The following is a 13,318-nucleotide window of genomic DNA, read 5'->3' as shown; positions in this document are numbered from 1 at the left end:
ACGATGCAACCGCAACGTTCGCTCTTAAACAGTTTTACTTTGGCTCTTGGAGATACGCTTTCTCCAAGGGTTCTTCTTGTGTCGCTTCTCTCGTTTGTCTTAACCCTTCTTTTTTTCATCGCGATGATTTGGCTGAGTTTTGGGGGCATCGGCGCGTTAAGCGTTTGGCTCGGCGAGTGGCTTCAAGGCTTTGAGGGCAATTTCGAACAGACGTGGCTTTTTAGCCTTATTTCGCTTTTTGTTATCGCGAAAACCGTCGTCGGTATTCTTTTTTTTATCACATCGATGTTAGTGGTGTACTATCTTTTTTTGATGGTTTATTCTATCATCGTCGGATTGTTCGCGGGATACTTTATCCAAGAGATCGGAAAGACTTACTACCCGAACGTTCACATGAGAGCTATGGCGTTATTGTCGTATTTGGGATTTGTCGCCAAAACGCTTTTGATTACGGGAGTCTTGTTGATCCTTTTGTTGCCTTTGGCGTTGATCCCCGTTTTTAATTTTATCCTACTCGTTCCCGTTTTTTACATGTTTCATAAACTTTTGGTTCTCGACGTATCGTCGTTACTGAATTCAAAAGAGGAGTATTTACGCTTGAAAGGTCGTTATGCCGCTTCGATGCGCGGAATCTCTTTGGTATGCTTCGCTTTAACGTTGATTCCGGTATTTGGCGTGTTAATTTATCCTTACTACGTGATCGTGATGAGCCATTTTCTATTTCAAAAAACCCAAGAGATCAGAGCCCTTTAACGAACGGGCTCGAAAATACCTTTTTGTCGATTTTTATAAAGCAGGTTATAGGGTGCGACGCAACCGTGCATACCGATGTAAATTCCCGCTTGATTATTGCGCATAATATCGCCTAAAACCATCGCAAAATTAGCGGTTGCTTCAACGGTCTCGATGTGAAAAGGAACCATTGCTCCGGTTAAAGTGACGATTTTATCTTTGACATGTAAGGCAAGAAAAGCCGCGCTGACGTCCATCGTGTCGGTACCGTGAAGGATAATGACTTTACGATGGGAAGAGGCTTGAACGGTTTGAAGCAGTAAAGCTCGATCCTCATCGTTCATCTCGAGGCTGTCTTTATGAATGATGTTGACGAGTTCGTAAGCGGTATTGTAGCAGTAGCGTAAAATCGCTTCGGGTGCGATACCGTCTTTGGGAACTTCGAGCTCGCCTTTGAGCGGATTGTAGCGTTTGTTAAACGTTCCGCCCGTGTTGATGATAAGAATTTTTTCCATGGTTAAACTTTTTGACGAATTTGAATTTTTTGTGCCACAAAAAGATCGGTCGCTTTTTGTACGAACGGCGTATTTAAAATTTCCGTAGCATCCAACTCTTTTTGCATGCTCATCATCGCTCCCGTCGCACAACTTTCGCTTTGCGGCGCACCTTCAAACGTCGTGTTTTCGATCATCGAATAGTTGCTGTCGTCTTCCAAAGGCAAATCTTCGAGCATCGCCGAGGATTCATGCGCCAAAGGTGCGGGCACGGCACTTTGCGTTGCGGGAGCATCGGTTTTAACGATTTTGATTTGGCTTTCAAAGCCGAAAACGTCTTGGACGAAATGTCGGATGATTGCCGAGTTGTGTTTTAAAATTTTGGCGGATTCGTCTTTTGCACTGGAATTGAGCGTTAAGACGTGATCTTGAAAACGTTCAAAGCGAATATGGTTTTGAAAACATTCGCCGAGTTCGACGTTGCGATCGAGCAGTTTTTCGCATAAACGCGCATACAATTGCGCGTCGGTAACGCCGTGATCTTGAACGCCGGTATGCTCTGTCTCTTTTTGAGTCTCTTTAAGAGGTGCTTCTTCATGTTGTTCCGATGACTCCGTCGTAGCGGCGGGTAAGCGAAACTTCTCCTTTTCCAACGAATCGATCATCTCTTCGATGGTCTTAATGTTAGTGGCTTCGACCATTTTAAATAAAACCAACGAAAGCACAAAGCCGTTGTCGGCATTGATGTAAAGAAGGCTTTTGGCTTCGCTAAGAATTTTGAAAAAACGTTCGTACAAAAGGGTCGAAAAGCGTCGATCTTGTTCGAAAAAAGCGTTTTTCAAATAGGCGATCAATTCGTCGAGAACCACTTCGCACTCATAGCTCTCCAACTCTTTAATCATTGCCAAGAGTTCGAGTTTGTTACGGTTTAAAATCGCCGTAAACAAGATGTCGAGTTGCTTGGGATCTAAAAGTCCGAGCATCGAAGCGACGTTTTCGGGTGTAATGTAGCCTTTTGAAAAGATAATCGCTTGATCGAGCAGGGTCAACGTGTCGCGCAGCGAACCGTTTCCGGCACGTGAAATCATCTCGAGAGCCTCTTTTTCGTACTCAATGTTTTCAAGGTTGAGAATATGGCAGAGGTGGTTGACGACGTCGCTTTGTTTGATTTGCTTAAAACGAAAGTGTTGCACACGCGATAAGATCGTTGCCGGAAGTTTTAACGGATCGGTCGTCGCTAAGATAAATTTGACGTAACTTGGGGGCTCTTCCAAGGTTTTTAAGAGCGCATTAAACGCTTGCGTGGTTAACATGTGAACTTCATCAATGATAAAAATCTTGAAACGTGCGCTTGAGGGTTTATACTTGGTGCTTTCGATGAGCTCGCGTATGTCGTCGATACCGCGGTTGGAAGCCGCGTCCATTTCAATAATATCGATATGACGGTTTTCGTTTGCGCTGAGGCAGTGTTCGCAAGTTTCGCACGGCGTCGAAGTCGGACCGTTTTCGCACACCAAGGCTTTGGCAAAAATGCGCGCGGTCGAGGTTTTACCGCTTCCGCGAAGTCCCGAAAAAAGGTAGGCGTGCGAAAGCCTGTCTTGATTGAGGGCTAAAGAGAGCGTCTGTGCGATCGCTTCTTGGCCGATCAACTTGTCAAACGAAGAGGGGCGATATTTGAGGGCAAGTACTTGTGACACGACGCTACCTTTGTAAAAAATTATTCATTCATGATCGATAAAAGCTCTTCGTTGTCTTTGGTTTTGAGCATCTTGGCGTAAAGGAATTTGAGGGCTTCCACGTCGTCCATTTGGTTGATCGCACTGCGAAGCGCCCATACTTTTTGAAGCGTGTCGGGGCTTAAAAGAAGCTCTTCTTTACGCGTTCCCGATTTCATAATGTTAATCGCCGGATAGATACGACGATCGGAGATGTTGCGATCTAAGACGATCTCACTGTTACCCGTACCTTTGAATTCTTCAAAGATAACTTCGTCCATGCGGCTTCCCGTTTCGATCAGCGCGGTGGAGATAATGGTCAAACTACCGCCGTCTTCGATGTTTCTTGCCGCGCCGAAAAAGCGTTTGGGTTTGTGAAGGGCATTGGCGTCAACGCCGCCGCTCAAAACTTTACCGCTGGAAGGCGTGACGGTGTTGTACGCACGAGCAAGTCTGGTGATCGAGTCCAGCAAGATGATAACGTCTTTGCCCATCTCAACGCGACGTTTGGCTTTTTCGATAACGAGGTTGGCGACGCGTACGTGATTGGAAGCGGGCATATCAAAGGTTGAGCTATAGACTTCGCCTTGAACGCAACGTTGCATATCGGTGACCTCTTCGGGACGCTCGTCGACGAGTAAAACGATGAGTTCGGACTCGGGATGATTGCGTGCGATACCGTGTGCGAGCTCTTTCATCAATTCGGTTTTACCGCTTCTAGGAGGTGCGACGATCAGGCCGCGCTGACCTTTACCGATCGGCGTAAAAAGATCGAGTACGCGTCCGGTAATTTTCATCGGATCGTATTCGAGTTTGATTTTTTCGGTGGGGTAAAGCGGTGTGAGGTTTTCAAAAAGAGGACGTTTTTTGCTCTCCGTCATCGGGAGATAGTTGATCGCTTCGATTTTTAAAAGCGCGTAGTAACGCTCTTGATCTTTGGGCGGTCTGACTTGTCCGGTAACGATGTCGCCCGTTCGGAGGGCAAATTTTTTAACTTGCGTACTGCTGACGTAAGCGTCGTTTGCGCTATCGGAAAAGTTGGCATCCATCGCACGTAAAAAACCGTATCCCTCGCCTGCGATCTCTAAGATACCCGTAAAAAGAATAAATCCGCCTTGGTTGACTTGAGATTTTAAAATCTCGAACATTAAATCTTGGCGTTTAAGTTCATTGGGATTTTCGATGCCCAGTTCGGTGGCAATTTCAAGAAGTTTTTCTAAAGGCGTGGTGCGTAAGCTTTCGATTTTATAACCGTCAACGGGAACGTGGGTGCGTGATTTGTTATAGTACGTCGGTTTTGCTTGTCCGTTGGTTGGCGCCTGATTTGCGCAAGGTTGGGGTTGCGTCGTCGCTTGGGAGGGAGTCGTTCCGCTCATTGTGCCTTCTTTGTTGTTAGTTTGATCGTTCATGAAGCTAGAGTCTCTGGTAGGGTAGATGCCCAAAAATAGAGTTGCTTGAGTCGATTTTTATGAGACTACTTTGCGAGAAATCTAAAAAGTAGCGATGGCGTAATTTTAGTCAAAGTGGCAAGATTTGTCAAGGTGGGCTAAAGAGAAAAAAGATAGAATGGCGCTTATCATTTTGGGTAAAAAGAAGTAAAAAAATGAATGATTTAGTGCATTTAGCGATTATCATGGACGGTAACGGAAGATGGGCAAAGCGTCAGGGAAAAGAGCGTTCGTTTGGCCATAAAGAAGGGGCTAAAAAGGTTCGCGAAATTACCAAATATGCCGCAAAAATGGGCATCAAATACCTTACCCTCTACGCATTTAGCACCGAAAACTGGAATCGCCCCAAGGCGGAAGTCGGTATTTTGATGAAGCTACTCTCCAAGTATTTACACAGTGAAATCCCCACGCTTTTAGAACACAATATCCGTTTCGACGTCATCGGCGATATGAGCCGATTTTCTGCGACGTTACAAAAAGAGATTGCCTACGCTAAAGAGAAAACCGCGCATTGTACGGGCTTGACGCAAGTTTTGGCGATTAATTACGGTGCGCAAGACGAGATCGTTCGAGCCGTTTCCAAACTCTTACATGTAAGAAGCGACGTGAGCAAAGAGAGCCTTGAAGCATGCTTGGATACGGCAGGTATGCCACCTGTGGATCTGCTCATTCGCACGGGCGGCGATTGCAGGCTTTCAAATTTTTTATTGTGGCAAGCGGCGTACGCGGAACTTTTTTTCAGTAAAACGCTCTGGCCGGACTTTTCGGTCGGAGAGCTCGAAACCGTCGTTTCGGAATACCAACATACCGAAAGGCGTTTCGGCGGCGTCATCGAACAATAATTCCTCAAAAGTCTTGATTGAGATCAATCAATGACATAAACATAACCTCTTGCTAAGATGCTGAAAATTTTTGAAAGAGGATAAAATATGTCTTTAAACATGTTATGTGATCAATGCTCTATGAGTGCCATCGGTGGCTGTGGTTCTAAAGGTCAAGAGGCTGGAACGTGCGGCAAAGATGCCAACTTGGCGAAACTTCAAGACATCATGATCTATGGTCTTAAGGGTCTTAGTGCGTATAGAACACACGCGAATGAATTTGGTGCAGACACCAAAGAAGTCGATGACGTCATCGCTCAAACCCTTTACTTCACCCTTACCAACGTCAATTTCAACTTCGATGACCACATCGCTCAACTCATGAAAATCGGTTCAGCGGGTGTTAAAATGATGGACATCTTAAGCGAAGCACACACGTCTCACCTTGGCATTCCAACGCCTGTTCGCATCTCTCAAAACAAGGCTGAGGGCAAAGCGATCTTAGTGAGCGGTCATAACCTTGACATGTTACTTGAACTTCTCAAACAAACCGAGGGCAAAGGCATCAACATCTACACCCACTCTGAGATGATCCCAGCGCACGGTTACCCAGAACTTAGAAAATACGCACACCTCAAAGGTAACATCGGTAAATCATGGTTTGACCAAACCAAACTCTTCGAGCAATGGGGCGGAACCATCATCGTAAACACCAACTGTATCGTTCCTCCAAAATCAACTTCAACCTATGTCGATAGACTCTATACGTACGACATCGTCGGCATCAAAGAGGGCAAAAAAATCCAAAACAATGACTTTAGCGAAGTCATCGCTCAAACACTTGCCCTTCCTGATGTTACAGGTTTTGACAGTGACGAGACACTTGTAACGGGTCACCACTATAAAACGATTCTCGGTCTTGCTCCTCAAATCTTAGAAGCAGTAAAAGCAGGCAAAATCAGTCAATTCTTCGTCATCGCAGGATGTGACGCTCCTGGCTCAGGCGGGGAATACTACCGAAAAATGGCAGAGAGTCTCCCCAATGACTGCGTCATCTTGACGTCTAGTTGCGGTAAATTTAGATTTAACGATATCGACTTTGGAACGGTGGCAGACACAGGCATTCCTCGCTACCTAGACCTTGGTCAATGCAACGACAGTAACGGCGCTGTACACATCGCTCTAGCACTTGCTGGCGCACTTGGTGTAACCGTTCATGATCTTCCTGTTTCGATCGTTTTGAGTTGGATGGAGCAAAAAGCGGTTCTCATTCTTTTAGGACTCTTTAGCCTTGGCATCAAAAACATCTACCTCGGACCAAAACCACCACAATTCGTCAACGACGACATCTTCGCCTTCTTGCAAGAGAACTTTAACTTGCATTTGACCGATGACGCGGCATCTGATACTGAAAAATTGTTGATTAAAAAACCTGCGTAAGGTTTACATGTAAAGATGGGGAAGCCTTGAAAAAGGCTTTCTCAAATGTTTTGCCTCTTAATTTCTTTACATGTAAAGAAGAAAAAGCTTTGAAAAAATATGCTAAAATAAGCTTTATATAAAGATTGAGAGGAGGCAAATGATGAGTACAACCGTTACCATCAAATCATCAAAAAGAAGCGGTAAACCTTGCATTAGAAATCTACGCATTACGGTTTACGACATTCTTGCTATGCTTGCAGAGGGCATGAGTTACGATGAGATTTTAGAAGACTTCCCCAAACTAACGAAAGAAGATATTTTAGCCGCCCTTGCCTATGCCGCCGATAGAGAGCATAAAACGCTTAGCGCAAAACTCAGTGCATAAACTCCTTTTTGACAATAACATCTCCCATCGTGTCTTGCCAAAACTAGCGGACATCTTCCCAAACTCTTTACATGTAATGCTTAAAAACCTTGATGAATCAACCGACTTAGAAGTGTGGCGATATGCAAAAATCCACGGTTTTGCCATCGTCACTAAGGATTCTGATTTTAACGACTTGGCGATATACCGAGGAATTCCTCCGAAAATTATCTGGATTAAACTTGGAAATTGTAAAGTAGACGCTATCGCTACGATATTGCGAGAGAATTATGAGAGCATCGTCGAATTTTTAGACGATGATGTGAGTGCTATTTTGGAGATATGAAATAAAGAAGATAAAAAAGTCGCTTGCCCTCTTTTTCTCTTAACTTACATTTGACCGATGAAGCGGCATCTGACACTGAAAAATTGTTGATTAAAAAACCTGCGTAAGGTTTACATGTAAAGATGGGGAAGCCTTGAGAGAGGCTTTTCTAGTATGCCTATAATGTATATTGTTTATTGGCATTTAAGATGTATTTTAATCTTTTAAATATAATTAATATAATACTACCAAGTAAGCTAAAAAACGCAATGTACTTATATTCCGAATCTAATTTCTCCCAACGACTTAAATTTGCTCTTTCTTCATTTATATATACGGCTTGTGTATTTCCTGTAAATTTCAAGAACCCATCAGATGTTGCATTACCTATTAATGAAGCATTGCTTATTTGTATGTTATTGGAAGATAAAGTTTGTTTAAATTCCTTTCCATCAATATATAATGTTTGAATAGGGGCAGTTACAGAAATGGAATTTAATGGAAGATCATTGATATATGATGAAAGTTTATTTTTTTCTACTTCTTGTGCCTTGATCCAACCATTAAATCCTTCAATACTAACTTCTTCTTGAATATTGTGATTAGCTAATATGGAATTTAATGATAGTGGTTTTTGAATATCTTGAGCTTCTTGTATTGTAAGAATGATCTTACTAGTTATACTTTGAAGGTTGTAAGCGTTATTTTCAGATTTATGAAAAATCTGGCAATTTTTTTGTGAATTATTTTTTGAATTAAGTTGTGTAGGAGGAATTAAGGAAATTGAAAAATCTTCATTATTTGTTTGCAAAGAAAGCTCTCTTGGTTTGACTATTTCTTGTGAGTTTTGTAAATGGTCATTAAAAGTTACAAGAGTCAGAACATATGATATTTTATTATCATATAAAGAATATTTTATTTGATCAGAATTATCTATAAAACGAGTCAAATCATATCCTTTTGTTTTTGATTCACTTATCCAAAATATCACTTTCTTCTTATCATCTTTGGATGAAATTAAAAATTTTTCACTTGAATTGGACAAATTTGGCAAGGTATACATTTCTAGCGGTCCATTATTAGCGGTCAGTTTAAACTTATTAATATTTTTGATTACATAAGTTGGCGAAGCTGATATAGCTTTAGCAATTTTATCTTTATCTTTAAAACATGAATCGAGTATTCTAATTTCTGCATTATAAACAAGAGGATTTTTATTAATCTTTTTTTCCCAGTTAAGTGTAAAATTATCGCTAAATCCATGCCAATATATTTTTTCTATGTTTGTAGATGTAGAAGATAAAAAGCCATAGTTTTTTTCTGATGTTTTATTTGCTTCATTGTCTATAGTATAAGCCCCTTTTATTGGAGCTTTGATAGACAAATCAATTTTCGATTTTGTAACAGTATAAACGTTAATATAGATGATATACACGATAAATGCAATGATAAATCCATATATGATTGCAATTAATCCATTTAATAATTCACGATAAATTTCATGATTTATTTCAAAATATTGGTTTATTGCATATCCTGTATCTAAAGATAAAATAACAATAATCGCGATAATTGGGCTACCAATAATATTAGATATTAAATTTGATAAATGATTATCCAAATTTTTAGCATGAATAAATACAAATAAATAGTCTGTAATCATTAACGTTGCAAAGATAAATATTGTTAGATAAATGAGAATTTTTTTTAATGAGGTTGCCTTAAATGCAAAATAAATAATTGCCAAAGATGGGATTAGAAACCAAGACCAGGGATATTCTATAAAATATTGTATAAAATTTGTTTGATAAATCGCAATTTTACCTTCATGCAGAGTATCATAAAGTTTTACTTCTTCACTAGTAAATAATTTAATAAATATCGGTTGGATTGTTGAGCCAATGTTCATAATTATAGAAATGAGTAATGCGTATGGAAAAGCTTTGATAATTGATATGATGGGAGTTTTAATATTTAGATTCATTGATATCCATGCTATGATTTTCTTAGTCATCTTATAATAATACACCTAAATATAAAAGAGTGTAACATAGTAAATAGGAGGCAATACTAGATTTTAAAACTTTTCCCAGCCAACCCCTTTACATGTAAAACCCATCAAGCTCTATCCACAATGCTTACGATCTTTCCATCGCGAAAGGTAAACTCTGAGTTTCCTTGGAGTTGGAGGAACTCGCCTGCTTTAAGTCCGTTGGGGAGGTCGATGGCGAGGACGGCTTCAAATGTGACGTCGATGCGTGTTTGAGACTCGTGGGTTTCGACATTGGTGATGGTCTGTTTGCGAGATGTAAAAAGTCCTTTGGACTGTTCTGCGAGGGTTCGGAAAGCTTCTATACCGTGTGTTTCGGCGTTGATTTCGCCGTTGGAGATGTTTTGAAATGCGATGTCAGGGTGAAGCGTACTTATCATCGTTTCGATGTCAAAGGTGTTGTATGCTTCGATGTAGCGTTTTATCAGCTCTAAATCGTTCATGGTCAATTCCTCAAATAATTGTTAAGAGCCAATTATATCAAATGTGATGCGTGAGTAAGCGGTTAACCCCTCCATCTTTCGTACGATTTACGTTTACATGTAAAGACGTTAATGTGCAAAATCTTTCAACAGTTCGATGATCTTTTGAGCCGCTTTTTCGGAACCGTACAAAGAAGCATCAAGGGTGACATGATAATTGGTCGCATCTTTCCAGTCGTGTTTGGTGTAGTGAAGGCAGTAGTTGGCGCGATTTTTATCGGACATTTCTAAGTCTTTGTCGGTACATGGCGGTGTGGCTCCATACTTTTCATTGACTTTGGTTTTGCGGTACGCCATGTTGGCATGAATGAAAACATTGAAACAATTGGGGTCATCTTTTAAGATAAAATTGGCACAGCGCCCGACGATGACGCATGCCCCTTTAGCACAAATATCGCGAATAATCTTACTTTGCACCATAAACAAAACATCCTCAGGCGGAAGCTGGTCATCCACATAGGCATAGTTTTGCTCGTAGAGTTCATAGAGTAGTTCACTGGCTAAATGTTGCTCGTTGGCTTGAATGTATTCTGCCGTGTAGCCCGTCTCTTCGGCGGTGAGTTTAATAAGCTCTTTATCGTAAAAAGGAATGCCAAGCTCTTTGGCGATCATCTCTCCTATCTCATGTCCGCCGCTACCGTACTCTCTTGAGATGGTAATGACCAGCGAATTAAGAGCCGTCTCTTGCGTGCTTTGTGGTTGAGGCGTAGTGTATGTTCCAAGCCATTGTTCGACAAAGACCAATTTGGTACTGTAAAATTTAATCAATGCTCCAACGAGTAACGCCGCAACCACACTGCCTTCGCGTATGCCCTCCAAGCGATTTAAAAAAGCAAAAGAGCTGATGACACCGATGATGACCATGGTGCTATCCAAGCTGATTTTGACTTTACCAAACTCTTTATGATACGTGTGCGAAATCGCAACCGCCAAACCATCGAGCGGTAAATAGGTCAAACGTGTTTTTAAAAGCAAAAAGATACCAAATGCCAACACACAACATGCGACTAAACACCAAAAAACTTGCGCGACATACGATGTGGGAGAGAGCGCGGAGAGCAGATGCATCGTAAAGTCAATGCAGTACCCAAAAACGATGACGGAAGGGAGTTGAACCAGTTGTGCCCATTGGTAGTTTTTGCGTAAAACCGCCATTTGCGAGACAATAAAAACAAGGTTGAGCAAAATGGTCAATTCGCCTAAACTGAGTGACATCGTTAAGCTGTACACATACGGTACACAAGAGATTGGCGAAACCCCGAGGTTGGCTTTAACCGAGAGTGAGACACCTAACGCCATAATGAATTGTCCTAAGATAAAAACGACAATTCGCTTTGTTTTGTTTAAACTGAGCATCGTTGAGTCATCCTTCATGAATGCAGTGGCGACAAAAAACATTTTGAGGGTGCATAGGAGTATTTAAAATGAAGGAGGTACTATACTCCACATTACATTAGAGAAATCAATGCTTTTTAAAGTAGATGTGTCCTATTTTAGTGTGAAATGGTTTCAACCGTGATGCTTTCACCACCCACTTCGATCTTCTCTCCTGCAACGATTTTAGCGCGTTTTCGTGTCTCCACTTCGCCGTTTCGTTTCACATTGCCTTCTTCGATGAGCATCTTCGCGTGTGCGCCACTGTCTGCTACGCCCATGACTTTAAGCAGTTTAAACAACTCGATGTATTCTTCGTCTAGTTCAAATGTCATTTTTATTTCCTTGTGGCTAATCTCTTTTTACATCTCATGGTTCTAAAGCGCATGATCAAATCCGTACTCTTTTTCCACTCTTGCAATGCGTGTTTTAAAAGAAGCATACCACTTTTCGCGTCCAAGTTTTTGAGCTTCTTGGTGTTGCATGTCTGCTTTCCATCGTTGAATAGATTCCATATCGGACCAATACGAAACCGTAATCCCGACTTCGTCTCGTGCTGATTCCATTCCTAAAAAACCGGGTTGTTTGGTTGCAAGTTCTACCATCTTGTGTGCCATTTTGTCATATCCTTGGTCGCTTTTAGTTCGCAAAGAAGTAAAAATAACGGCGTAATAGGGCGGTTTGGGTGTGTTGGCAATAGTGGACATGTACCATCCTTTGTGAAATAATTTACTTGACAATATAGCACGTTTTTGTATAAAATGCAAGTGTTACTTACATTTTGTTAAGGGAGCATTCATGGAACCAGCATTCAAAAGAAAACGCCCGGCAAAGGAAAAAATTCTTGTGGCGGCTGAAAAACTATTTCAAGAAGTCGGTTACGCAAAAACGACGACGAAAATGATAGCCGAAGTTTCAGGCGTAAATGAAATCACGATTTTTAGAAATTTTGACACGAAAGCGGGCATTTTAAAGTCGTTGGCATTGTCGAAAATAGAATTGATTGAACCGTTTAAAGAGGTATTGTTTTCATCGTCACACCACAGCATCGAAAAAGATTTGACAGCGGTTGGCATCATCTATTATCAAGCATTTCGTGCCAATATCGGTTTGATTTTATCGCTCTTAAATGAAAACAACGATGATTTCAAAACAAGTTTCATCCAGATTCCATCTACTGCGATTTCAATGTTGCAAACGTATTTCGAGCAGATGGAAGCTTCAAAAATGATTGTCATCAATCCAAAAATGAATGCTCATTTTTTAGCGACCACTTTTTTATGCAATCTTTTAGGTTATCTGATTATGCACCATGCGTTTGGGCGAATTATTTTGCAAGAAGATGTGTACGAGTTGCTTGCGCTAAACGTTGAGAAGTTTATGCACGGCTGTATTGAAGAAGTTTCTGAAAGACCCACAGGAGAAAAAGATGCTTGAACTCAAAGAAAAAATTGGAACACTTGAAAAAAGCGACGTAAAAATTGCGACTATAATGGCATTGGCGATGGGGACATTTTTTATCTATATCGGAAGGTTGCCTCTTGCTGTTACGTTTATACCGGGGCTTGTCATCACTCTTACGCTAATCTATTTTATGTATGTAAAGCAGCTTGAACTTCCTTCTGCTAAGTCGTTTGTTCCATTGTTTTTTGCTTCGTTTGCGTGGCAGTTCATTCATTTCAATGAAGAATTTGTAACGGGATTTTATCGGGAATTTCCGCTTTTATTCGGCAGCCATCCTTACTCCGTAGAGCGATTTGTGACGATCAATATGATCAGCTATTGTGTCTTTGCTTTAGGGTGCATTGCGGTATTTACGCAAAAATTAAAATTTTTAGTGCTACCAATGTTATTTTATATCGTTTACGGCATGATCGGCAATGCGATAACCCATACATGGTGGAGTCTTTTGCATTGGGAGTATTTTCCAGGATTTTATACGGCGCAAGGCTATTGGGTTCTTGGCTTTATCGTGTTGAGTCGTTTTCTCAAATCGCGCAAAGCAACCGTCATGACGTTTGTAGGATTTGCCCTGATCGCTCTGCCTCTGATCACATTAACCGAGTGGTATCATGGTTAAATACATTTACA

Annotated in this window: 15 protein-coding genes; 7 read left to right on the top strand and 8 right to left on the bottom strand. The window is 41.2% G+C overall.

Annotated features, from left to right (window positions below; translation table 11 throughout):
• The first annotated feature begins 3 nt into the window (after positions 1–3).
• Entirely contained in the window at positions 4–753 is a 750-nt protein-coding gene (locus UCH003_RS11155; protein ID WP_060826564.1) for an EI24 domain-containing protein, read from the top strand.
• Here UCH003_RS11155 and UCH003_RS11150 read toward each other — a convergent pair.
• From UCH003_RS11150 to rho, 3 genes are read right to left on the bottom strand one after another with little or no spacing between them, the layout of a single operon-like run.
• The gene (locus UCH003_RS11150; protein ID WP_060826563.1) at positions 750–1,247 is read right to left on the bottom strand and encodes an asparaginase domain-containing protein; all 498 of its coding nucleotides are present in this window, start codon (positions 1,245–1,247) and stop codon (positions 750–752) included. The two genes, UCH003_RS11155 and UCH003_RS11150, sit on opposite strands and share 4 nt — an antisense overlap.
• Before the next feature lie 2 nt (positions 1,248–1,249).
• Positions 1,250–2,923, bottom strand: coding sequence for a DNA polymerase III subunit gamma/tau (locus tag UCH003_RS11145; protein WP_144441010.1), 1,674 nt, complete (start codon positions 2,921–2,923; stop codon positions 1,250–1,252).
• 20 nt (positions 2,924–2,943) lie between these two features.
• Complete coding sequence (rho, locus tag UCH003_RS11140) at positions 2,944–4,317, bottom strand: transcription termination factor Rho (protein ID WP_039672227.1); 1,374 nt, start codon at positions 4,315–4,317, stop codon at positions 2,944–2,946.
• A gap of 227 nt (positions 4,318–4,544) precedes the next feature.
• On the opposite strand from rho, the gene UCH003_RS11135 reads away from it, so the two are divergent.
• The 4 genes from UCH003_RS11135 to UCH003_RS11120 all read left to right on the top strand — a co-directional run bounded on the left by UCH003_RS11135 (position 4,545) and on the right by UCH003_RS11120 (position 7,342).
• Positions 4,545–5,231: a di-trans,poly-cis-decaprenylcistransferase gene (locus UCH003_RS11135; protein ID WP_039672228.1), complete on the top strand. Its 687-nt coding sequence runs from the start codon at positions 4,545–4,547 to the stop codon at positions 5,229–5,231.
• Positions 5,232–5,318: 87 nt separating this feature from the next.
• On the top strand, positions 5,319–6,650 hold the full coding sequence (gene hcp / locus UCH003_RS11130) for a hydroxylamine reductase (RefSeq protein WP_060826561.1): 1,332 nt from the start codon (positions 5,319–5,321) through the stop codon (positions 6,648–6,650).
• Between the two features lie 142 nt (positions 6,651–6,792).
• Positions 6,793–7,017 carry a DUF433 domain-containing protein gene (locus UCH003_RS11125; RefSeq protein WP_082709228.1) on the top strand — a complete coding sequence of 75 codons (225 nt, stop codon included), beginning with the start codon at positions 6,793–6,795 and terminating at the stop codon, positions 7,015–7,017.
• On the top strand, positions 7,010–7,342 hold the full coding sequence (locus UCH003_RS11120) for a DUF5615 family PIN-like protein (RefSeq protein WP_197653515.1): 333 nt from the start codon (positions 7,010–7,012) through the stop codon (positions 7,340–7,342). The genes UCH003_RS11125 and UCH003_RS11120 overlap by 8 nt, the downstream gene beginning before the upstream one ends.
• 157 nt (positions 7,343–7,499) lie before the next feature.
• Here UCH003_RS11120 and UCH003_RS11115 read toward each other — a convergent pair whose 3' ends face one another.
• The 5 genes from UCH003_RS11115 to UCH003_RS11095 form a co-directional block, all read right to left on the bottom strand.
• Positions 7,500–9,305, bottom strand: a complete 1,806-nt coding sequence (locus UCH003_RS11115; RefSeq protein ID WP_060826558.1) for a hypothetical protein — start codon at positions 9,303–9,305, stop codon at positions 7,500–7,502.
• Positions 9,306–9,439: 134 nt separating this feature from the next.
• Entirely contained in the window at positions 9,440–9,814 is a 375-nt protein-coding gene (locus tag UCH003_RS11110) for a nuclear transport factor 2 family protein (protein ID WP_060826557.1), read from the bottom strand.
• 108 nt (positions 9,815–9,922) lie between these two features.
• Positions 9,923–11,209, bottom strand: coding sequence for a cytidylate kinase family protein (locus tag UCH003_RS11105; RefSeq protein ID WP_060826556.1), 1,287 nt, complete (start codon positions 11,207–11,209; stop codon positions 9,923–9,925).
• A 137-nt stretch (positions 11,210–11,346) separates the two neighbouring features.
• On the bottom strand, positions 11,347–11,562 hold the full coding sequence (locus UCH003_RS11100; protein WP_060826555.1) for an RNA-binding S4 domain-containing protein: 216 nt from the start codon (positions 11,560–11,562) through the stop codon (positions 11,347–11,349).
• Between the two features lie 42 nt (positions 11,563–11,604).
• Positions 11,605–11,934: an antibiotic biosynthesis monooxygenase family protein gene (locus tag UCH003_RS11095; protein ID WP_060826554.1), complete on the bottom strand. Its 330-nt coding sequence runs from the start codon at positions 11,932–11,934 to the stop codon at positions 11,605–11,607.
• A 91-nt stretch (positions 11,935–12,025) separates the two neighbouring features.
• Here UCH003_RS11095 and UCH003_RS11090 point away from each other — a divergent pair, with 91 nt between their 5' ends.
• Entirely contained in the window at positions 12,026–12,664 is a 639-nt protein-coding gene (locus UCH003_RS11090; RefSeq protein WP_060826553.1) for a TetR/AcrR family transcriptional regulator, read from the top strand.
• Entirely contained in the window at positions 12,657–13,307 is a 651-nt protein-coding gene (locus UCH003_RS11085) for a hypothetical protein (RefSeq protein ID WP_060826552.1), read from the top strand. Before UCH003_RS11090 ends, UCH003_RS11085 begins: the two co-directional genes overlap by 8 nt.
• The last annotated feature ends 11 nt before the right edge of the window (positions 13,308–13,318 follow it).

It is taken from the genome of Sulfurospirillum cavolei (genome assembly GCF_001548055.1).
In the GTDB taxonomy this organism is placed as follows: Bacteria; Campylobacterota; Campylobacteria; order Campylobacterales; family Sulfurospirillaceae; genus Sulfurospirillum.
This window is presented reverse-complemented; position numbering and strand designations above follow the sequence as displayed.